We start from the raw sequence: 19,568 nt of genomic DNA, 5'->3' as shown, positions 1-19,568 counted from the left end.
GAACAACAGGACCCGCAAGCTTTCAAGCCTGCGGGTCCTGGAAACTCACGTCGGCTTCAAGCCAACGCAGTGCTCACGCGGCCTTGGGCGCGTTCACGTCCGCCGGCAGCGCCTTCTGCGCAACCTCGACCAGCGCCGCGAAGGCGGTCGCGTCGTTGACGGCCAGCTCCGCGAGGATCTTGCGGTCGACCTCGACGTTCGCGGCCTTCAGGCCCTGGATGAAGCGGTTGTACGTGATGCCGTTGGCGCGGGCAGCGGCGTTGATGCGCTGGATCCACAGCTGGCGGAAGTCACCCTTGCGCTTCTTGCGGTCGTTGTAGTTGTAGACCAGCGAGTGGGTGACCTGCTCCTTGGCCTTGCGGTACAGGCGCGAGCGCTGACCGCGGTAGCCGGAGGCCTGCTCGAGGATCGCCCGGCGCTTCTTGTGGGCGTTGACTGCCCGCTTGACGCGTGCCACTTGTTAACTCCTTGTAGCGGGGCCGTGGTTGTCCTCACACGGCCCGGTATCGATGGGGTCCCGGTCCTGCCGTACGACGCTCAGTGGCGCCCGTACGTCACTTGCCGAGAAGCTTCTTGATCTTCGCGGCGTCGCCCGGGGCCATCTCGGCGTTGCCGGTGAGGCGACGCGTCACGCGGGACGACTTGTGCTCGAGCAGGTGGCGCTTGCCGGCGCGCTCACGGAGCACCTTGCCGGAGCCGGTGACCTTGAAGCGCTTGCTGGCACCGCTGTGCGACTTGTTCTTCGGCATAGCGCCGTTCTCTCCTCGTCGGTGGCGCTCCGGTGCCCGGTCATGAGAACCGGGCACGGTGGAGCGTCGTACTTGTGTCGGTTTGCTTCCTGGGGCTCGCGCCCCGGGGAGTCACGCCTCGGCAGGCTCCTCGGCCGGCTGGGCCTCGGCGTCCGCGGCGTTCTGCGACTTGCCGGGGTTGGCCTTCGCCTCCGCCTTGCGGGCTTCCTGCGCCTGGCGAGCCTCGGCCATCGCCTCGGTCTTCTTCTTGTGCGGACCGAGAACCATGATCATGTTGCGGCCGTCCTGCTTCGGGTTCGACTCCACGAACCCGAGGTCGGCCACGTCCTCCGCGAGACGCTGCAGCAGTCGGTAGCCGAGCTCCGGCCGGGACTGCTCGCGACCACGGAACATGATCGTGATCTTGACCTTGTCGCCCTGCTTGAGGAACCGGACGACGTGACCCTTCTTGGTGTCATAGTCGTGCGGGTCGATCTTCGGCCGGAGCTTCATCTCCTTGATGACCGTGTGCGCCTGGTTCTTGCGCGCCTCACGGGCCTTCATGGCCGACTCGTACTTGAACTTCCCGTAGTCCATGAGCTTGCACACGGGCGGACGGGCGTTCGCCGCGACCTCGACGAGGTCGAGGTCGTACTCCTGCGCAAGCTCCAGGGCCTTGGCAAGCGGGACAATCCCGACCTGCTCGCCACTGGGACCGACAAGTCGCACCTCGGGAACGCGAATCCGGTCGTTGATGCGGGGCTCGGCGCTGATGGATCCTCCTCGGTAGCACCACGCGACGGTCTGGCGGACAGCCGCGTAACGTCTGTATGCGTAAGACCTAACCGCGCCGAAGCAGAAAAAATGCCCCGGACGATCACAGGCGGGGCTCCTCGAACTACCGGAGCACCGCCACGGGGACCGCGGGGCGCACTTTCGGGCGGATCGCCGTCTCGGAGACGGGACCGCCTGACCGGTGACCCGCCGCCCTGAGGGCGGTCGGGTGGGAGTTCGAAGCCTCCACTTGTGGGCCGGGCTCGCGGGCCGTGAGGCATACGGGTCCGACCGGTCGTTACACAAGGTTAGCAGCTCCGGAAGACGTGCGCTAACCACGTGTCCCGTGCCTCCTGCTGTCAAGGGGACACGCGTCTGCGCCTATCGTGTGGGGCATGAGTGACACCTCCCCCTCGGACACCCCCGAGACCCCCGGCAACCCCGACTTCGACGCCATGGCCCGCGACATCGCGGAGGTCCCGGCGGTCGAGGTGATCGTGACGGTCGCCGTCAATCTGATGAGCGCCGCCGCCGTGAAGCTCGGTCTGACCGAGGAGGGCGACAAGTTCAAGGACCTGGACGAGGCCCGCAAGCTGGTGCACGCGCTGGCCGGTCTGCTGGACGCCTCCGCGACGGAGATCAGCTCGTTCCACGCGGCGCCGCTGCGCGACGGTCTGAAGTCGCTCCAGCTGGCGTTCCGCGAGGCCTCCCTGGTCCCGGACGAGACCGGCCAGGGCCCGGGTGAGAAGTACACCGGGCCGCTCTACGGCTAGGTCGTCAGGGACGTACGTACAGGGGCTCGCCCGGGGGCGTGGTCCCGGCCGGCAGGACTGCCAGGTCGAGGCCGCGCACCAGGCGGGCCCTCAGTGTCTCGTCGGCGGCCAGCCGCTGGGCCACGGCGCGGGCCGCCTCGGCGGCGGGCGCGGCGGGGTCGAGGACGAGGGCGAGGGTGCCGTCGGCCTGTCCCGGCCCGAGGTGGGCGCGCAGCACGGCGGGCTCCGCGGCGACGGCGGCCCGTACGGCCTCGAGGACGGCCGGGTCGGCGAGCGGGGCGGTGCTGGTGCGGCCCTCGGCGAGGGCGAGCAGCGTGGGGCCGGTCAGCTCGAAGGGCACGGGCCCGGCCAGGTCCAGGACGACCGTGTCCGCCTTCTCGTGCGCGGCGGCCTGCAGGGCCTGGTGCAGCGGTACGGCGACGGGGCGGGCCGCCGGGTCCCAGCGGGCGAGCGACTCGGTGGACGTGAAGGCGGGCAGGGCGGTGCGCCCGCCGGCCTTCAGGGTCGGTACGGCCATGTCGCTGGTCTTCTCGCGGCGCAGCCCGTTCTCGTCCTCCTCGACCTCCCCGAGGACGGCCACGACGGGGACGAGCAGCCGGGCGCCCTTGAGCGCCTCCAGGACGGGGCCGACGGCGTTGCCGTCCTCGGCCCAGGCGGCGAGCGCGGCGCTCAGCCGGGGGTCGGCGGTGCCGTCGTCGTCGCGGAAGGGGGAGTCGGGGATGTTCTTGTTCGCCACGGTCACCGACCCTATCGGGGGGTGGACGGTGTTCCTCACCGGCCTCTCACCGAGATCTGAGCCGGCTCTCAGCTCCGTCCAACGGTCCGCACAGCCACCGCCCCGACCATCGCGGCCATGGACTCCTCCAGCAGACCGCGGCGGCGCCGTCGTGCCCGCCGGTCCCGGCGCCGTGCCCTGGTCTCCCTCGCCCTCTCCCTGGCCGTCGTCGGGGGCGGTACGGCGGCGGGGGCGGTGTACATGACCTCCTGGGCGCACCCGCGGACGGCGGAAACCGTATCCTCGTCGGCCTCGCGGGCGGCCGAAGGGGAGGAAGCGGCGGTGGAGAGCGTGACGGAGGCGGCGGTGGACCGGGACGCGCTGCTGGCGGCGGCCATGGGGTCGGTGGACGTGGCGGAGGGCGCCGAGGTGTCGGTGGCGGTGCTCGACCCGGACTCCGGGGAGAGCGCCTCGTACGGAGGGGGCGCCTTCGACACGGCGAGCATCGTCAAGGTCGACATACTGGCGGCGCTGCTGCTCCAGGCGCAGGACGCGGGGCGGACGCTGACCGCCGAGGAGAAGACGTACGCCGCCGCCATGATCGAGAACAGTGACAACGACTCCACGTCGGCGCTGTGGCGGGCGATCGGGACGGCGGACGGGCTCGACGCCGCGAACGAGCGGTTCGGGCTGACGGGGACGGCGGGCGGGGACGGCCCGCTGTGGGGGCTGACGCAGACCACGGCCGCCGACCAGCTCGCGCTGCTGCGGCAGGTGTTCGACGCGGAGGGCTCGGAGCTGAGCGAGGCCTCACGGGCGTATGTGCGGGAGCTGATGGAGCGGATCGCCGTGGGGCAGCGGTGGGGGGTGTCGGCGGCGGCCGACGGTGCGGAATGGGCGTTGAAGAACGGCTGGCTGCGGCGGAGCACCACCGGGCTGTGGGTGATCAACAGCATCGGACGGGTGACGGCGGGCGGTCACGGCTGTCTGGTGGCGGTGCTGTCGCGGGGCAGCGCGACCCAGGAGGAGGGGATCGCGCTGACCGAGGCGGCGGCGCGGGCTGCGGTGTCCGTGTTCACCGGGGACGCCTCGGGTGCGGCGGCGGAGGATCAGCCTTCGTCGTAGCGGACGCGTCGGCCGCGCCACAGGACCACCGCGACGACCAGCAGCACACCGCCCGCGCCGCCCGCCAGGGGGGCCGCCCAGTCGGCGGTGTCGTCGTCGGAGCCGGCGGTGTCCGGGCCGGGGCCGAAGTACTTGTCGCCGTACGCCGCCGACTTCAGGCCCTCCGGCTCCGTCCGGGACGCGGCCTCGATCGCGGCGGCCGGGTCGATGAAGCCGAAGCCGCGGGAGTCGTCGCGGCCGTCGGCGGGGGCGTTGCGGGCGGTGTCCTCCAGGAGGCGCTTGATCTGGGCCGGGGCCAGGTCCGGGTGGGCCGCCTTGACCAGGGCGACGGCGCCGGAGACGAACGCGGCGGCGGCGCTGGTGCCCCAGCCCTCGTAGTACTTGTGGTCGGGGTCGGCGATGATCACGTCGACGCCGGGGGCGCTGACCGTGGCGTACCAGCGGCGGGTGGAGAACGGGGCGCGGGTGCCGTAGCGGTCGACGGCGGTGGCGGCGATGACGCCCGGGTAGGCGGCCGGGTAGGAGACGTGGTCGCCCTTCTCGCCGCCGTTCCCGGCGGAGGCGACGACGGTCACGCCCTTGCGCAGGGCGTACTGGATGGCCTGGTCCTCGCCGGGTTCGGGGTGCGCGGAGGCGGAGTCGTCGCCGAGGGAGAGGTTGATGACGTCGGCGCCGTTGTCGGTGGCCCAGCGGATGCCCTCGGCGAGGGCGTTGCCGCGGGTCTTGCGGGCCTTGGCGCGGGAGTCGTCGCCGTCCTCCAGGATCACGCGGACGGGGAGGATCTTCGCCTCGGGGGCGATGCCCATGACGCCGTCGGCGTTGCCGGGGCCGTGTCCGTGGCCGGCGATGATGCCGGCCATGGCGGTGCCGTGGCGGGCCCAGGCGCGGTCGCCCTCGCTCGCGCCGAAGCCGACGAGGTCCCTGCCGGTGAGGACGTTGCCGTCGAGGTCGGGGTGGTCGGCCTCGACGCCGGTGTCCAGGACGGCGACGGTGACGCCCGCGCCCTTCGTGGTCCGCCACGCCTCCTCGGTGTGCATGGCCTCCAGGGACCACTGCCGGGCGCGGATGCCGTCGGCGTGCGCGGTGGTGGCGGGGACGAGTACGAGGGCGGTGGCGAGGAGACCGCCGAGTGCCGCCGCGGCGGGGCGCCGGCCGGTGACGGGGCTCATGACGGCTGCTCCGTGACGGTGCCGGCCTTCTTGCGCAGGCCGCGTTCGACGCGGTCGGCGAGGCCCTGGGCCTCGTGGCCGAGGCCTGCCTGGGCGGGGGCGGTGGTGGCTCCGGACTGCATGGCGTCCTCGGCGGGTTGCGGGGTGTCGACGGTGCGGCCGTCGGCCCAGCCGGAGACGGCGTAGACGACGACGGGGGCGTCCGTGAGGACGGAGACCGTCCAGGTGGCGCGCTGTTCGGCGCCGAAGCCTGCGGCGGCGGTGCCCTTCGCGGCGTACGGCAGGGGCATGAGGTCGGTACGGCGGTCCAGGCGTTCCCTGTCGAAGCGGCGGGCCAGGGAGGTCATGGCGGCGGCGTCGGCCTTGGTGAACAGCAGGCCGACGGTGGTGACATGGCTCTGGGTGGCGTCGGTGTAGGTGGCGCGCAGCAGGCGCTCGCAGCCGACGGGGGCGAGGACCTTGCGGAGCAGGGCGTCGAAGGCGTCCTCGCAGCCGCTGTCGGGGGCCACGGCGATACGGGTCCAGGTCCGGTCGGCGCCGCCGGGGCCCGCGCCCTCGCCCTGGAGGGTGGGCGGGAACAGCTGGTCGACCGGGACGCCGTGCCACATGTCCCGGGCGGCGGCGAAGCCGTTCCGGGTGCCCGGCCCGTCGGAGTCCCCGGCGAGCCAGCTTCCGGTGACGGCACCGCCGATGAGTCCCGTCCCGAGGACGAGACAGGCGGCGGCCGCGACGGCCTGCGACCGCCCCCGCCGCCCGAGCGGCCGGGGCCGCGCGCCCTCGTCGTATCCCTCGGGCTCCCCGAACGACACGACCGGCCGTCCCGCTCCGGGCGTACCGCCCGGCGCCATGGGGGCACTCCAGGAGAGCGCGGGATCGGGCCCGCCCGCCGGGCCCGCACCGGCCGCCGCGTACGCCGGGTCCGCCCCGGAACGGCCCGCACCGCCGGCGCCGGACGCGGGGTTCGCTCCGGGGCGACGCTCTTGGCCGGCTCCCGGCCGCGCGTCCGGGGCCGGGCCGCCGGTCCCCGGGCGCGTGTCGGACGCCGGGGCCGTGCCCGGTCGGGCGGGCTGCACCGCGCGCAGGCGGGTGGTGGTCTCCGACGGGGTTTCGGGAGGGGTGGCCGTGCCGCGCGCGGTGGGCTGCGGCGGTACGGAGGGTGAGCCGCCCGGGGACCGCTCCCCCCGGCCTGCGGTCGGCGGCGTGTCGGGGAAACGGGCGGAGGCACGCGGAGGCGGGGGTGCGACGGGGCCCGTACCGGCGGACACACCGTCACCGAAGCCCGGAGAACGCGGCGGGCCGACGCCCCCGGCCGACGGACGCGCGGTTTCACGGGGCCCGAACGCACCGGATCCACCGGAGGTACGCCCACGAGGCCCAGCCGTGCCATCGGCCTCCGCACGAGCGGGACCACCCGCCGACGGACGCGCCGGCTCACGGGCCTCCAACGCACCGGAACCGCCCGAGGTACGCCCACGAGGTCCAGCCGTGCCGCCGGCCTCCGCGCGGGCGGGGCCCCCCGCCGACGGGCGCGCGGGCTCGCGGGGGTCGAAGGGGCCGGAGCCGCCCGAGGTGCTGCCTCGGGGGGTGGCGGGGTCTTCCGGTTGTTCCGTCGGCCTCGGGGGGTGTGCGGGGCGCGGGGGGACGGTGGGGCGCGGGGGGTGGGAGGCGCGGCGCGCTTCCGTGCTCATGCACCCCCCGTTTCGTCGTGCCCGCCCGGCACGGACTCGTCCCTGGTAGAGATACCCGCACGGACGACGCGTCATCCCGGTCCGGACCTCTGCCCGGCGCCGCTCCGCCGTCGTGCGTGCGCGTCACTCTACGGCGTGGTCCGCGTCGAGCGGGAACCAGTCCGCAGGGCCGCGGCATCTGCCCGGAACATCCCCTACCGTGCGGTAATCCCGTCTGGCAGGCTGCGCTCATGACTGTGCGCGCCGCCGACCGGGCCCGTTACGACCGGGCCACCGCTCCTCTCGACGCCCCCTTCGCGATCGTGGACCTGGAGGCCTTCGACGCCAACGCGGGCGATCTGGTCCGCAGGGCGGGCGGGAAGCCGGTCCGGGTCGCGAGCAAGTCCGTACGCTGCCGTGCGCTGCTCGAACGGGTCCTGGCCCGGGACGGTTTCGCGGGCGTCATGTCGTTCACGCTCGCCGAGTCCCTGTGGCTGGCCCGTTCCGGTTTCGACGACGTCCTGCTGGCCTACCCCTCCGCCGACCGCGCCCGCTACGCCGAGCTCGCCGCCGATCCCAAGCTCGCCGCCGCCGTCACGGTCATGGTCGACGATCCGGCGCAGCTGGACCTGATCGACGCCTCCCGCGGGGGCGGCGGCGAAGTGGTGCGCGTGTGCCTGGAGTTGGACACGTCCCTGAAGCTGCTCGGCGGGCGGGTGCGGATCGGCGCCCGGCGTTCCCCGCTGCACTCCCCCGCCCAGGTGGCCGAGTTCGCGCGCGCGGTGGCCCGGCGCCCCGGCTTCGAGGTCGTCGGGATCATGGCGTACGAGGGTCATGTGGCCGGTGTCGGCGACGCGGTGGCCGGGCGGCCGCTGCGGTCGCGGGCGGTACGGCTGATGCAGGCCGCCGCGCGCCGTGAACTCGGCGAGCGGCGGGCCGCGGTGGTGCGGGCGGTGCGGGAGGTCGTACCGGATCTGGAGTTCGTCAACGGCGGCGGCACGGGCAGTGTGCAGCACACCGCCGCGGAGGACGCGGTCACCGAGATCGCGGCCGGTTCGGGGCTGTACGTGCCTCGGTTGTTCGACAACTACACGTCGTTCAGCGGACGTCCGTCGGCCCTGTTCGCCCTGCCCGTCGTACGGCGGCCCGGTGTCGGCGTGGTGACGGTGCTGGGCGGGGGCTATCCGGCGTCGGGCGCGGCCGGCGCGGACCGGCTGCCGGTGCCGTATCTGCCGGAGGGGCTGCGGTACGACCCTCAGGAGGGGCCGGGCGAGGTGCAGACGCCGCTGCTGGGCTCGCCCGCCGACGATCTGCTGATCGGTGACAAGGTGTGGTTCCGGCACGCCAAGGCGGGCGAGCTGTGCGAACGGTTCGACGCGCTGCACCTGGTGGAGGGCGACGCGGTGACGGCGACCGTGCCGACGTACCGCGGTGAGGGCCACACCTTCCTGTAGCGGCTCAGTCCGCCGGGCCGACGCTGCTGCCGACGCCGCCGCCGGAGGCCGTGTCGGTGACCGAGCGGATGCCCTCGGTGATGCGGTCCATGTCGGCCGGGGGCGGGCCGTCCTCCCCCGCCTCGAAGACGTAGCGGACGAGGACCGGGGAGCCGGTGCCGACGCTGGAGGGGAACACCAGTGACTGCACATGGCCGCCGGGCCCCTCGGCGGTGGTGACGCGCCACCGCACGAGGTAGCCGGCCCGGCCCGCCACCGCGACCGGGCCGGACTTCACGACCTCGTGGGACTCCAGGCCGCCGTAGGGGCGTTGGCCGAGGGCGTCCTTGCCGAAGGCCGCGTCGGCCGCGTCGGAGATGTCCTCCTCGGCGAGCGCCCGGGGCGAGGTCTCGTCGTTCTCGGTGACGGTGCGGGAGATGACGAGGCCGTGCCGGCAGAGGCTGCCGTCGCCGGGGCAGTCGTGGGTGCCGTCGGTGGTCATGACGACGTCGTCCTGGGTCACGTTCTCGGGCCGGACCCAGCCGTCGAGGAGCGGGAAGGTGATCCCGTTGAGCTGGTCCTCGACGACGTCCGGGTCCCCGGCGGACGACCCGGACCCGGACGGTGACGGCGACGGGGGCCCGGGAACGGACGTGGTGGCCGTCGGACCGGTGCGCGTCTCCGGGTCGCCGTCGTCCCCGCCGAGGAGCACCGCGCCGGTGACGACCGCCGCGACCAGTACGGCCCCGGCGGTGGTGAGCGCGACCGCCCTCGTGCGGCCGGTGCCGCCGGCGGACGGGGCCGGCGGCACGGCGGGAGCGCCGGGCGCGCGCCGGTGCCCGGTCCAGGCCGTGCCGTCCCACCAGCGTTCCTGGTGCGGCGCGTGCGGGTCGCGGTACCAGCCGGGCGGGGGCGTCATGCTCATCCTGGCACTGTAGGGCGAACGCTACAGCGGTGTGACGTACGCCCCCGAGATCCCGCCGTCCACCAGGAAGTCGGTGGCGTTGACGAAGGAGGAGTCGTCGCTGGCCAGGAAGGCGACGGCGGCGGCGATCTCGTCGGCCTCGGCGAACCGGCCGAGCGGGATGTGCACCAGGCGGCGGGCGGCGCGCTCGGGGTCCTTGGCGAACAGTTCCCGGAGGAGCGGGGTGTTGACCGGGCCGGGGCACAGGGCGTTGACGCGGATGCCCTCGCGGGCGAACTGCACGCCGAGTTCCCGGGACATGGCGAGGACGCCGCCCTTGGAGGCGGTGTACGAGATCTGCGAGGTCGCGGCGCCCATCCGGGCCACGAAGGAGGCGGTGTTGATGATGGAGCCCTTGCCCTGGCGCCGCATGTAGGGGATGGCGGCCTTGCAGCACAGGTAGACGGAGGTGAGGTTGACCTCCTGGACGCGCTTCCAGGCTTCCAGCCCCGTCTCCAGGATGGAGTCGTCGTCGGGCGGGGAGATACCGGCGTTGTTGAACGCGATGTCGACGCTGCCGTAGGTGTCGTACGCGGCCTTGAACAGCGCCTCGACCTGCTCGGGGTCGGTGACGTCGACGTGTCCGAAGATGCCGCCGGTCTCCTCGGCGGCGGCCTTGCCGCGTGTCTCGTCCACGTCCCCGCAGACGACGTGCGCGCCCTCGGAGGCGAGCCGGCGGGCGGTGGCGAGGCCGATGCCGCTGCCGGCTCCGGTGACGACGGCGGTGCGGCCGACCAGTCGGCGGCAGATGTTCTCTTCGCTCATGTGCCCTCAGGCCTCCATGCTGATGAAGACGTTCTTGGTTTCGGTGAAGGCGGCCAGCGCGTCCGGGCCGAGCTCGCGGCCGACGCCGGACTGCTTGAACCCGCCGAAGGGGGTCCAGTAGCGGACGCTGGAGTGGGAGTTGACGGACAGGTTGCCCGCGCGGACCGCCTGGGAGACGCGCAGGGCGCGGCCGACGTCCCGGGTCCAGACGGAGCCCGAGAGGCCGTAGTCGGTGGCGTTGGCCAGGCGTACGGCGTCGGCCTCGTCGTCGAAGGGGAGGACGACGGCGACGGGGCCGAACACCTCCTCGACGGCGACGCGGGACCGCGGGTCGACGCCGGTGAGGACGGTGGGCGGGAACCAGTAGCCGGGGCCCTCGGGGGCCTTGCCGCGGATGCCGTCGAGGTCGTCGGCGACGTAGGAGCGGACGCGGGCGAGCTGGGTGGCGGAGATCAACGGGCCCATGTCCACGTTCTCGTCCGCCGGGTCGCCCACCCGGACCGCCTCGATCGCCGGGGCGAGCAGTTCCAGGAACCGGTCGTGCGCGGAGCGCTCGACCAGGATGCGGGTGCGGGCGCAGCAGTCCTGGCCGGCGTTGTCGAGGAAGGACATGGGGGCGGCGGTCGCGGCGGCCTCCAGGTCGGCGTCGGCGAAGACGATGTTGGGGCTCTTGCCGCCGAGTTCGAGGGTGACGCGCTTGAGGCGGTCCGCGCCCTCGGCCCACACCCGCTTGCCCACGGCCGTCGACCCGGTGAACACGATCTTGGCGACGCCGGGGTGTTCCACGAGGGCGTTCCCGGCGACGGGGCCGTGTCCGGGGAGCACCTGGAACAGGCCCTCGGGCAGGCCCGCCCCCAGGGCGAGTTCGGCGAGGCGCAGGGCGGTGAGGGGGGTGGTCTCGGCGGGTTTGAGGAGCACCGCGTTGCCGGCGGCGAGGGCGGGTGCGGTGCCCCAGGCCGCGATGGGCATGGGGAAGTTCCAGGGGGCGATGACGCCGACGACGCCGAGCGGTTCGAGGAAGGTGACGTTCACCCCTCCGGGGACCGGGATCTGGCGGCCGGTGAGGCGTTCCACTCCCCCGGCGGCGTAGTCGAGCAGGTCGCGGACGTTGCCGGCCTCCCAGCGGGCGTTGCCGAGGGTGTGGCCGGCCTCGCGGACCTCCAGGCGGGCCAGTTCCCCGATGTGCTCGTCGACCGTGGCGGCGAACCGGCGCAGCAGCCGGGCCCGGTCACCGGGCGCGAGGGCGGCCCATGCGGTCTGCGCGCGTGCGGCGCGTACGACGGCGGCGTCGACGTCGGCGGGAGTCGCGGCCGGGACGGTGGCGATCACCTCCTCGGTCGCGGGGTTGCGTACCTGGAGCTCGGGGGGCTGGTCGGACAAGGCGGGCCTCACATGCGTTCGAAGGAGCGGCGCAGCTCCCAGTCGGTGACCGCGGCGTCGAAGGCGTCGGTCTCGACGCGCGCCATGTTGCGGTAGTGCGCGACGACCTCGTCGCCGAAGGCCGCCTTGGCGATCGCGCTGTTCTCCCACAGCTCGGCGGCCTCGCGCAGGGTGGTGGGGACGTGCTCGAAGCCGGCGGTGTAGGCGTTGCCGGGGCAGGGCTCGGGCAACTGGAGCTTCTGTTCGATGCCGTACAGCCCGGCCGCGACCATGCCGGCCACGGCGAGGTGCGGGTTGACGTCGCCGCCGGGCAGCCGGTTCTCGAAGCGCAGGGAGCGGCCGTGGCCGACCACGCGCAGGGCGCAGGTGCGGTTGTCGCGGCCCCAGGCGACGGCGGTCGGGGCGAAGGAACCCGGCTGGAACCGCTTGTAGGAGTTGATGTGCGGGGCGTAGAGCAGGGAGAACTCGCGGAGCGCGGCGAGCTGCCCGGCGAGGAAGTGGCGCATGACCTCGGACATGGCGTCCGGCTCCTCGGCGGAGTCCGGCATGACGCTGTCGCCGGCCGCGTCCGCGAGGGAGAGGTGGATGTGGCAGGAGTTGCCCTCGCGCTCGTTGTACTTGGCCATGAAGGTGATCGAGACGCCCTCCTGGGCGGCGATCTCCTTGGCGCCGGTCTTGTAGACCGCGTGCTGGTCGCAGGTGACCAGGGCCTCGTCGTAGCGGAAGGCGATCTCGTGCTGGCCGGGGTTGCACTCGCCCTTGGCGGACTCGACGGTGAGTCCGGCGCCGGCCATCTCGTTGCGGATGCGGCGCAGCAGGGGCTCGACGCGGCCGGTGCCGAGCACCGAGTAGTCGACGTTGTACCGGTTGGCGGGGGTGAGTCCGCGGTAGCCGGCGTCCCAGGCCTGTTCGTAGGTGTCCTTGAAGACGATGAACTCCAGCTCGGTGCCGACCCGGGCGGTGTGGCCGAGCGCGGCGAGGCGGTCCAGCTGGCGGCGCAGTATCTGCCGGGGGGCGGCGACGACCGGGGAGCCGTCGGCCCAGGCGAGGTCGGCGACGACCAGGGCGGTGCCCTCGTTCCAGGGCACCCGGCGCAGGGTGTCGAGGTCGGGGTACATGGCGAAGTCGCCGTAGCCGGTCTCCCAGGAGGACATGGCGTAGCCGTCGACGGTGTTCATGTCGGCGTCGACGGCGAGCAGGTAGTTGCATCCCTCGGTGCCGTGTCCGAGCACCTCGTCGAGGAAGAAGCGCGCGGCGAACCGCTTGCCCTGGAGCCGCCCCTGCATGTCGGGGAAGGCCAGGACGACGGTGTCGATCTCACCGCCGGCGACGAGGGCGTGCAGTTCCTCGACGGTGAGCGGGGGTGTGCGGTCTGCCACGGGAGAGCCTCCTCGGGCTTCTTCGGGCTTCTTCTGACCTTCTTCGGTCGAGCCGGGAGCCTTAAGGTATTGCCGGGAACCTTTGCTTGGGAAGGGGGCACGGCCGGATGCCGGAAGATGCGGTCGGCGCGGTCGGGGACCGCCTGGCGCCGGTGCTGCGGCAGGTCCGCGCGGGCAACGGCTTCGAGGAGGCGCTGGAGCAGATCCTCCAGGTGGTGCGGCTGGGGCTGGTGGCGGGCGGGGAGCGGCTGCCGGCCGAGCGGGAGCTGGCGGAGCGGCTGGGGATCAGCCGGGTGACGCTGCGCGAGGTGCTGAAGGTGCTCCAGGACCAGGGCCTGGTGGAGTCTCGGCGCGGCCGGTACGGCGGGACGTTCGTGCTGCCCCGCCCGACGGACACCGGCGAGGAGGAGCTGCGGCGGCGGATCGCCGAGGTCGACATCGAGGACGTGCTGCGCTTCCGGGAGGTGCTGGAGGTGGGCGCGGCGGGGCTGTGCGCGGCGCACGGGCTGACGGAGGAGCGGGCGGCACGGCTGCGCGAGGCGCTGTCCGGCACGCAGGAGGCACCGCTGAGTGACTACCGGCGCCTCGACACGCTGTTCCACCTCACCCTGGCGGAGCTGTGCGGCTCGCCGACGCTGACCGCGCAGTACGCGGCGGTACGGGCGACGGTGAACGACCTGCTGGACTGCATCCCGCTGCTGGTGCGCAACCTGGAGCACTCGCAGCGGCAGCACGCGGCGCTGGTCGAGGCGGTGCTGGAGGGGGACGCGGACGGGGCGAGGGAGATGACGCGCGAGCACTGCGCGGGGACGGCGGCGCTGCTGCGGGGCTTCCTGGCGTGAGGGTGTGACGCCACGCGGATGGTTTACCGCGGCTTGACGCACGGGGCTTGCGCTCGCGGCGTCCGCGCCACGAAGGTATGGGCCCACAAAGGTCTGGATCCGTTCCATTGCACCCCGCCGTCGCCGCCCCCTGGGGAGTCGCCTTGTGAGCCTTCCATCCGCGTCCCGTGAACCCGCCGGTGAGCCGGACGACTACCTCGAACGCAGGAAGCTGCGCCGCGGCAGCGCCGGCTGGCTGCTGCTGACCGGCCTCGGCGTCGCCTACGTCGTGTCCGGCGACTACTCGGGCTGGAACTTCGGCCTGGCCGAGGGCGGCTTCGGCGGCCTGGCCATCGCCATGGTGCTGATGGGCGCCATGTACACCTGCATGGTCCTCGCCCTGGCCGAGCTGTCGTCGATCCTGCCCACGGCCGGCGGCGGCTACGGCTTCGCCCGCCGGGCGCTCGGACCGTGGGGCGGCTTCCTCACCGGCACCGCGATCCTCATCGAGTACGTCCTCGCGCCCGCCGCGATCTCCATCTTCATCGGCGACTACGTCGAGTCGCTGGGCCTGTTCGGCCTGGAGTCCGGCTGGCCGGTGTACCTGGCCTGCTTCGTCGTCTTCATCGGCATCCACCTGTGGGGTGTGGGCGAGGCGCTGCGCTTCAGCTTCGTCGTCACGGGCGTCGCGGTGGCGGCGCTGGTGGTGTTCGCGCTGGGGGCGCTGCCCGGGTTCGACGCCTCCTCGCTGGACGACATCCCGGTGGACTCCTCGGCGTTCGGCGCGAACTCCTGGCTGCCGATGGGGCTGCTGGGCATCTGGGCGGCGTTCCCGTTCGGCATGTGGTTCTTCCTGGGTGTGGAGGGCGTACCGCTGGCCGCCGAGGAGACCAGGGAACCGGCCCGTACCCTGCCGAGGGCGATCCGCTGGTCCATGGGCGTCCTGGTGGTGCTGGCCGTGGTGACCTTCTTCGCGGCGGCCGGGGCGCGCGGCTCGGCGGCGGTCCAGGACGCGGGCAACCCGCTGGTGGAGGCGCTCCAGCCGGACGGCGAGGCGACGACGCTGAGCCGGATCGTGAACTACGCGGGCCTCGCGGGGCTGGTCGCGTCGTTCTTCTCGCTGATCTACGCCGGTTCGCGCCAGCTGTTCGCGCTGTCCCGCGCGGGCTACCTGCCGAAGTTCCTCTCCCTCACCAGCAGCCGCAGGGCGCCCTACCTCGGCCTGCTGGTGCCGGGCGCGATCGGCTTCGCGCTGGCCGCCGGAACGGGCGACGGCGCGCGCATGCTGAACATCGCCGTCTTCGGCGCGACGATCTCGTACGCGCTGATGTCCCTCTCCCACATCGTGCTGCGCCGCCGGGAGCCGGACCTGCCCCGGCCGTACCGGACGCCGGGCGGGGTGCTCACCTCGTCGGTGGCGCTGGTGCTGGCCTGCGCGGCGCTGGTGGCGACGTTCCTGGTGGACGTGACGGCGGCGTTCATCGCGCTGGCGGTCTACATCGTGGCCGTGGCGTACTTCGGTCTCTACAGCCGCAAGCACCTGGTGGCGAAGGCGCCGGAGGAGGAGTTCGCGGCGCTGGCGGCGGCCGAGGCGGAGTTGTCACGGGACTGAAGTGCGGGAAAGGTGATCGGCATGACGGCCAGGCCACTCATCGGCATCAGCACGTACGCGGAGTCCGGTGTGCGCTGGGGGGTGTGGCGGCTGGACGCCGCGCTGCTGCCGGCCGGCTATCCGCGGCTGGTGCAGCGGGCGGGCGGACTGGCCGCGATGCTCCCGCCGGACGCGCCGGAGCACGCGGCGGCGACCGTGGCCCGGCTCGACGGCCTGGTCGTCGCGGGCGGCCCGGACGTGGAACCCGTCCGCTACGGCGCCGAGCCCGACCCGCGCACGGGACCGCCCGCCCGGACGCGGGACGCCTGGGAACTCGCCCTGATCGAGGCGGCCCTGGACCGCCGGATCCCGCTGCTGGGCGTCTGCCGGGGCATGCAGCTCCTGAACGTCGCCCTGGGCGGCACCCTGGTCCAGCACATCGACGGCCACACGGAGGCGCCGGGCGTCTTCGGCCACCACCCGGTCAAGCCGGTCCCCGGCACGCTCTACGCCGGCATCGCCCCGGAACAGACCTCCGTCCCCACCTACCACCACCAGTCGGTGGACCGCCTCGGCAAGAACCTGATCCCCTCGGCCTACGCGGAGGACGGCACGGTGGAAGCGATCGAACTCGCGACGTCCCCTTGGGTCCTGGGCGTCCAGTGGCACCCGGAGATGGGCGAGGACGTACGCGTGATGCGTGCACTGACCACCGCCGCCCACCGCGGGCAGCCCTTGCCGCCGTTCCCGCGGGCAGTCGTGCCGCAGGGCGGCACGGGTGGGCGATGGGGGTCCCCCCGCTCGAGCGCAGCCGAGAGTGGGGGAGGCACCCCGTGAGCGCCGGGCCGCGCGACCCACCCCCCGCCCAGCCCCAACCAACCTCACCCCCGCGTCAAAGCCAACAAATCCCGTGCCGGCCCGGCCGGCCGGTGCCCCGTGGGCCACACCGCACGCAGATCACGAGCAAGAGCGATCCCGTTCACAGGAATCCGCACCAGCCGCCGCATCGCCAGCTCCTCCCCCACCGCGAGTTCGCTGAGCACCGCCGGCCCGGCGCCGCCGACGGCGGCTGCCTTGACGGCGGTCGTGGAGGAGAGCTCGATCAGCGGCCGGGCCAATCCCCCCAGCGCCGCGTCCAGAACCTGCCGCGTCCCCGACCCCTTCTCCCGCAGGATCAACGGCGTACTCGCCAGCTCCTCCGCCGCGATCGGCCGCCGCCGCCGCGCCCACGCGTGCGACGGCGCCGCGACCACGATCAGCCGGTCATGGGCGATCACCGCGGAATCCAGCCCCGCCGGCACCGTGAGACCCTCCACGAACCCCACGTCCGCCTCCCCCGACAGCAGCCGCTCCGCCACCGCCGCCGAGTTCCCGGCCAGCAGCGACACCGCCGTGTCCGGCCGGTCCGCGCGCAGCGCGAGCAGCCAACCCGGCAGCAGGTACTCGGCGATCGTCATGCTCGCCGCCACCCGCAGCCGTGAGTCCCTGCGGTCCCGCAGCGCCTGCGCGCCCGCGTCGAAGGCCTCCGCCGCCTCCACGATCCGCCGCGCCCAGTCGGTGACCAGCGCCCCCGCGTCGGTCAGCCGCGATCCGCGCGGCGAGCGGTCGACGAGCGCCACCCCGAGCTGCCGTTCCATCGACCGGATCCGGCTGCTGGCGGCGGGCTGGGTGATGCCCAGCTCCCGCGCCGCCCCGCCCAGGCTGCCCAGCCGCGCCACCGCCAGCAGCAGCTCCAGCGCGCCGAGGTCCGGCACCCGGTGAGCCAGGGACCCCGGGCTCGCGGAGCGGTGCCCTGGATGGTCGTGGTCATCCGTTGTGCTCATAAGCCCAGCTTATGCCGCCATAGAGGGGTGCTCCCTGGTGGCGGTGGACCGCAGGCCCGACCGTATGGCCATGGTCACCGCAATCCGGCCCCTGCCACCCCTCCCCCGTGCCACCGCACGGCCCCCGCGTGCCACCGCCGTCCGTCACCTCGGACCCAACTGGTACGCCTGCGTGATGGGCACCGCCATCGTCGCCGGAGCGGGCGCCGCGCTCCCCGTGCACGCGCCCGGCCTGCGCCCCGCGCTCACCGCCGTCTGGGCGCTGTCCCTCGTCCTCCTGGCGGTTCTGCTCGCCGCCCGCGCCCTGCACTGGGCCCACCACCGCGACCGGGCCCGCGCCCACCTCCTCGACCCCGCCATGGCGCCCTTCTACGGCTGCCTCTCCATGGCCCTGCTGGCCGTCGGCGGCGGCGCCCTGTCCCTCGGGCGGGACTGGATCGGGCTGCGCGCGGCCGTCGTCCTCGACGCCGTGCTGTTCACCGCCGGTACGGCCGCCGGGCTGGCCGCCGCCGTGGCCGTCCCGTACCTCATGGCCGTACGCCACCGGGTGACGGCGCGGGAGGCGACGCCCGTCTGGCTGCTGCCGCTGGTCGCGCCCATGGTGTCCGCCGCGCTCGGGCCCCGCCTGGTGCCGTACCTCCCGGAGGGCCAGCCCCGTGCCACCCTGTTGCTCGCCTGCGTCGCGATGTTCGGGCTCAGCCTCCTCGCCACCCTGATGACGCTGCCGCTGGTCTTCGGCCGGCTGATCACCCACGGTCCGCTGCCCCTCGTCCTCACCCCGTCGCTGTTCCTGGTGCTCGGACCGCTCGGCCAGTCCACCACCGCCGTCGGCGCCTTCGCGGACATCGCCCCGGGGGTCGTACCGGCGCCGTACGACGAGGGGTTCAGGGCGCTCGCCGTCCTGTACGGGGTGCCCGTCACGGGGTTCGCGCTGCTGTGGCTCTGCCTCGCCGCCGCGCACGTCGTACGGGCGTGGCGGCGGGGCATGCGCTTCGCGATGACGTGGTGGTCGTTCACGTTCCCGGTCGGCACCTGTGTCACCGGCGCCGGGGCCCTCGCCTCGTACACCGGACTGCTCGCCTACGAGGTACTGGCGCTCGCCCTGTACGCCCTGCTGGCCGGTGCCTGGGCCACCGCCGCCTGGCGCACGGCGCGCGGGCTGTTCAGCGGCGCGCTGCTCGCAGGGCCCGCCCCAGCACCGCCGGCGCCCCGGTCAGCGACGGCCCGTACCAGGTGAGGTGCCGGCCGTCGACGAGGGCGCAGGGCAGGCCGGGGAAGGCCTCCGGACCGTCGTCGGCGGTGAAGCGGTAGGGCTCGTCGGGGAGGACCACCACGTCGGGGCCCGCCGCGCGCAGGGCCGCCAGGTCGCTCTCGCGGTTCTCCTCCTCGTTGGCGATCACCAGATCGGGGGCGAGGGCGACGATCCGGTCGGTCTTCGGGTTCTTCGTGCCGCCGACGCGTACGACGTCCAGCCCGGCCGGGTGCGTGCACCAGTCGGTGGCGCCGGCCAGGGAGCCGGGGGCGGAGAGCGCCACGGCCTCCGTCAGCGACGGGACGAGGGAGACGACCCTGGCGGGGCTCATCGGCGGGGCTTGTCCCGCAGCGCCTCGATGTGCTCGGCGACGGCGACGACCAGCAGCCGTGTCTCCGGGACCGTGGCCCGCCAGCGGTGCCGGACGCCTCCGGTGAGGTACAGGGTGTCGCCGCGGCCGAGACGGTACGCGCGGCCCTCCGCCTCGATCTCCACCGCGCCGTCCGCCACGTACATCAACTGGTCGTTGCGGAACTGGAGTTCACGGCCGGCGTCATGGTCGCCGGTGAACTCGGAGGCGTGCATCTGGTGGTGACCGCGCACCAGGGAGCGCACCCGCGGTTCGGTCCGCGGCTCGGCGCCCTCGGCGCGGACGACGTCCACGCTGCACGCCGGGTCGGCGGCGGCGAGGAGCTCCACGGCGGTGGTGCGCAGGGCGTCGGCGACCTTCTCCAGGGAGGTCTGGCTGGGCCGCGCCCGCTCGTTCTCGATCTGGCTGAGGAACGGGACCGACAGCCCGCTGCGCTCGGCCACGACGGCGAGGGTGAGGTCCAGCGCGCGGCGTCGTCGCCGCACGGCCGCGCCCACCCGCAAGGGCTGTTCCTTGTGGTCGCCCATCGCTCCGGCTCCCTCCTCCGCCGATCGTCCCGCACCCCGTGCGCCGCGGACCCGGCGCACTCCTTCTCGTGGGTTGTCTGCACCCTACGCATGTTCGGCAAACCGTTTCAGGCGCCTGTCACGTCGCCGTCACACGCGACCGGCGCCGACCCGCCGGTTCACGCCGGCCGCGCCGCGGGCCCCTCGGTTCCCCCCGTGCGCGACAAGGGGTGTTCCCGCCATTGTTCCCCTCCTCCGGCGAAAGGTCACCAGGAGGTCCGGGGAGGGCGTCGCGCTGCGTGGTTGTCCGGATTCCCACCGTGTTCCCGCCCG

At 73.7% G+C, this 19,568-nt stretch carries 20 protein-coding genes; 7 read left to right on the top strand and 13 right to left on the bottom strand.

The features are described from left to right. Positions 1–73: 73 nt before the first annotated feature. The 3 genes from rplT to infC form a co-directional block, all read right to left on the bottom strand. A complete protein-coding gene (rplT, locus tag ACIA6T_RS33155) occupies positions 74–457 on the bottom strand; it encodes a 50S ribosomal protein L20 (RefSeq protein ID WP_004933571.1) in 384 nt (127 codons plus the stop codon). A gap of 97 nt (positions 458–554) precedes the next feature. Continuing rightward, positions 555–749: a 50S ribosomal protein L35 gene (gene rpmI, locus ACIA6T_RS33150; protein WP_004933563.1), complete on the bottom strand. Its 195-nt coding sequence runs from the start codon at positions 747–749 to the stop codon at positions 555–557. Between the two features lie 111 nt (positions 750–860). Then, positions 861–1,502 carry a translation initiation factor IF-3 gene (gene infC, locus ACIA6T_RS33145; RefSeq protein WP_078662092.1) on the bottom strand — a complete coding sequence of 214 codons (642 nt, stop codon included), beginning with the start codon at positions 1,500–1,502 and terminating at the stop codon, positions 861–863. A gap of 395 nt (positions 1,503–1,897) precedes the next feature. Here infC and ACIA6T_RS33140 point away from each other — a divergent pair, with 395 nt between their 5' ends. Continuing rightward, entirely contained in the window at positions 1,898–2,275 is a 378-nt protein-coding gene (locus ACIA6T_RS33140; protein WP_385058675.1) for a DUF1844 domain-containing protein, read from the top strand. 4 nt (positions 2,276–2,279) lie between these two features. Here ACIA6T_RS33140 and ACIA6T_RS33135 read toward each other — a convergent pair whose 3' ends face one another. Beyond that, on the bottom strand, positions 2,280–3,011 hold the full coding sequence (locus tag ACIA6T_RS33135; protein ID WP_385058677.1) for an SseB family protein: 732 nt from the start codon (positions 3,009–3,011) through the stop codon (positions 2,280–2,282). 117 nt (positions 3,012–3,128) lie between these two features. On the opposite strand from ACIA6T_RS33135, the gene ACIA6T_RS33130 reads away from it, so the two are divergent. After that, on the top strand, positions 3,129–4,115 hold the full coding sequence (locus ACIA6T_RS33130; protein ID WP_399450224.1) for a serine hydrolase: 987 nt from the start codon (positions 3,129–3,131) through the stop codon (positions 4,113–4,115). Here the strand turns inward: ACIA6T_RS33130 and mycP are convergent. Beyond that, complete coding sequence (mycP, locus tag ACIA6T_RS33125) at positions 4,100–5,284, bottom strand: type VII secretion-associated serine protease mycosin (RefSeq protein ID WP_399450223.1); 1,185 nt, start codon at positions 5,282–5,284, stop codon at positions 4,100–4,102. The two genes, ACIA6T_RS33130 and mycP, sit on opposite strands and share 16 nt — an antisense overlap. After that, complete coding sequence (locus ACIA6T_RS33120; protein WP_399450222.1) at positions 5,281–6,093, bottom strand: hypothetical protein; 813 nt, start codon at positions 6,091–6,093, stop codon at positions 5,281–5,283. Before ACIA6T_RS33120 ends, mycP begins: the two co-directional genes overlap by 4 nt. A 1,109-nt stretch (positions 6,094–7,202) precedes the next feature. Between ACIA6T_RS33120 and ACIA6T_RS33115 the strand changes: the two genes are divergently transcribed. Beyond that, positions 7,203–8,405: an amino acid deaminase/aldolase gene (locus ACIA6T_RS33115; RefSeq protein ID WP_399450221.1), complete on the top strand. Its 1,203-nt coding sequence runs from the start codon at positions 7,203–7,205 to the stop codon at positions 8,403–8,405. A 4-nt stretch (positions 8,406–8,409) separates the two neighbouring features. Here ACIA6T_RS33115 and ACIA6T_RS33110 read toward each other — a convergent pair whose 3' ends face one another. Genes ACIA6T_RS33110 through ACIA6T_RS33095 form a run of 4 tightly spaced genes read right to left on the bottom strand, consistent with a single transcriptional unit; the run spans position 8,410 to position 12,872 of the window. After that, positions 8,410–9,303, bottom strand: coding sequence for a DUF2510 domain-containing protein (locus ACIA6T_RS33110; RefSeq protein WP_399450233.1), 894 nt, complete (start codon positions 9,301–9,303; stop codon positions 8,410–8,412). 27 nt (positions 9,304–9,330) lie between these two features. Beyond that, entirely contained in the window at positions 9,331–10,113 is a 783-nt protein-coding gene (locus tag ACIA6T_RS33105; RefSeq protein ID WP_399450220.1) for a 3-oxoacyl-ACP reductase, read from the bottom strand. Positions 10,114–10,119: 6 nt separating this feature from the next. Then, on the bottom strand, positions 10,120–11,493 hold the full coding sequence (locus tag ACIA6T_RS33100) for an aldehyde dehydrogenase family protein (protein ID WP_399450219.1): 1,374 nt from the start codon (positions 11,491–11,493) through the stop codon (positions 10,120–10,122). An 8-nt stretch (positions 11,494–11,501) separates the two neighbouring features. Further along, positions 11,502–12,872, bottom strand: coding sequence for a glutamine synthetase family protein (locus ACIA6T_RS33095; RefSeq protein WP_399450218.1), 1,371 nt, complete (start codon positions 12,870–12,872; stop codon positions 11,502–11,504). A gap of 107 nt (positions 12,873–12,979) precedes the next feature. On the opposite strand from ACIA6T_RS33095, the gene ACIA6T_RS33090 reads away from it, so the two are divergent. The 3 genes from ACIA6T_RS33090 to ACIA6T_RS33080 all read left to right on the top strand — a co-directional run bounded on the left by ACIA6T_RS33090 (position 12,980) and on the right by ACIA6T_RS33080 (position 16,121). Continuing rightward, on the top strand, positions 12,980–13,714 hold the full coding sequence (locus ACIA6T_RS33090; RefSeq protein ID WP_399450217.1) for a FadR/GntR family transcriptional regulator: 735 nt from the start codon (positions 12,980–12,982) through the stop codon (positions 13,712–13,714). Between the two features lie 145 nt (positions 13,715–13,859). Next, positions 13,860–15,305, top strand: a complete 1,446-nt coding sequence (gene eat, locus ACIA6T_RS33085) for an ethanolamine permease (RefSeq protein WP_399450216.1) — start codon at positions 13,860–13,862, stop codon at positions 15,303–15,305. A 21-nt stretch (positions 15,306–15,326) separates the two neighbouring features. Further along, positions 15,327–16,121: a gamma-glutamyl-gamma-aminobutyrate hydrolase family protein gene (locus ACIA6T_RS33080; protein ID WP_399450215.1), complete on the top strand. Its 795-nt coding sequence runs from the start codon at positions 15,327–15,329 to the stop codon at positions 16,119–16,121. Positions 16,122–16,165: 44 nt separating this feature from the next. Here ACIA6T_RS33080 and ACIA6T_RS33075 read toward each other — a convergent pair whose 3' ends face one another. After that, positions 16,166–17,107 (bottom strand): LysR family transcriptional regulator, encoded by a 942-nt coding sequence (locus tag ACIA6T_RS33075; RefSeq protein ID WP_399450214.1) that lies wholly within the window; start codon positions 17,105–17,107, stop codon positions 16,166–16,168. A gap of 70 nt (positions 17,108–17,177) precedes the next feature. Here ACIA6T_RS33075 and ACIA6T_RS33070 point away from each other — a divergent pair, with 70 nt between their 5' ends. Continuing rightward, on the top strand, positions 17,178–18,344 hold the full coding sequence (locus tag ACIA6T_RS33070) for a TDT family transporter (protein ID WP_399450213.1): 1,167 nt from the start codon (positions 17,178–17,180) through the stop codon (positions 18,342–18,344). Here the strand turns inward: ACIA6T_RS33070 and ACIA6T_RS33065 are convergent. Both ACIA6T_RS33065 and ACIA6T_RS33060 read right to left on the bottom strand, forming a co-directional pair. Continuing rightward, the gene (locus tag ACIA6T_RS33065) at positions 18,271–18,690 is read right to left on the bottom strand and encodes a helical backbone metal receptor (protein WP_399450212.1); all 420 of its coding nucleotides are present in this window, start codon (positions 18,688–18,690) and stop codon (positions 18,271–18,273) included. The two genes, ACIA6T_RS33070 and ACIA6T_RS33065, sit on opposite strands and share 74 nt — an antisense overlap. Then, entirely contained in the window at positions 18,687–19,256 is a 570-nt protein-coding gene (locus ACIA6T_RS33060; protein ID WP_399450211.1) for a helix-turn-helix domain-containing protein, read from the bottom strand. The genes ACIA6T_RS33065 and ACIA6T_RS33060 overlap by 4 nt, the downstream gene beginning before the upstream one ends. Positions 19,257–19,568 lie beyond the last annotated feature (312 nt).

Source organism: Streptomyces sp. NPDC051740 (genome assembly GCF_044453165.1).
GTDB lineage: Bacteria > Actinomycetota > Actinomycetes > Streptomycetales > Streptomycetaceae > Streptomyces > Streptomyces atrovirens.
Note: the sequence above shows the minus strand (reverse complement) of the source record. Positions and strands in the feature narration are given on the sequence as shown.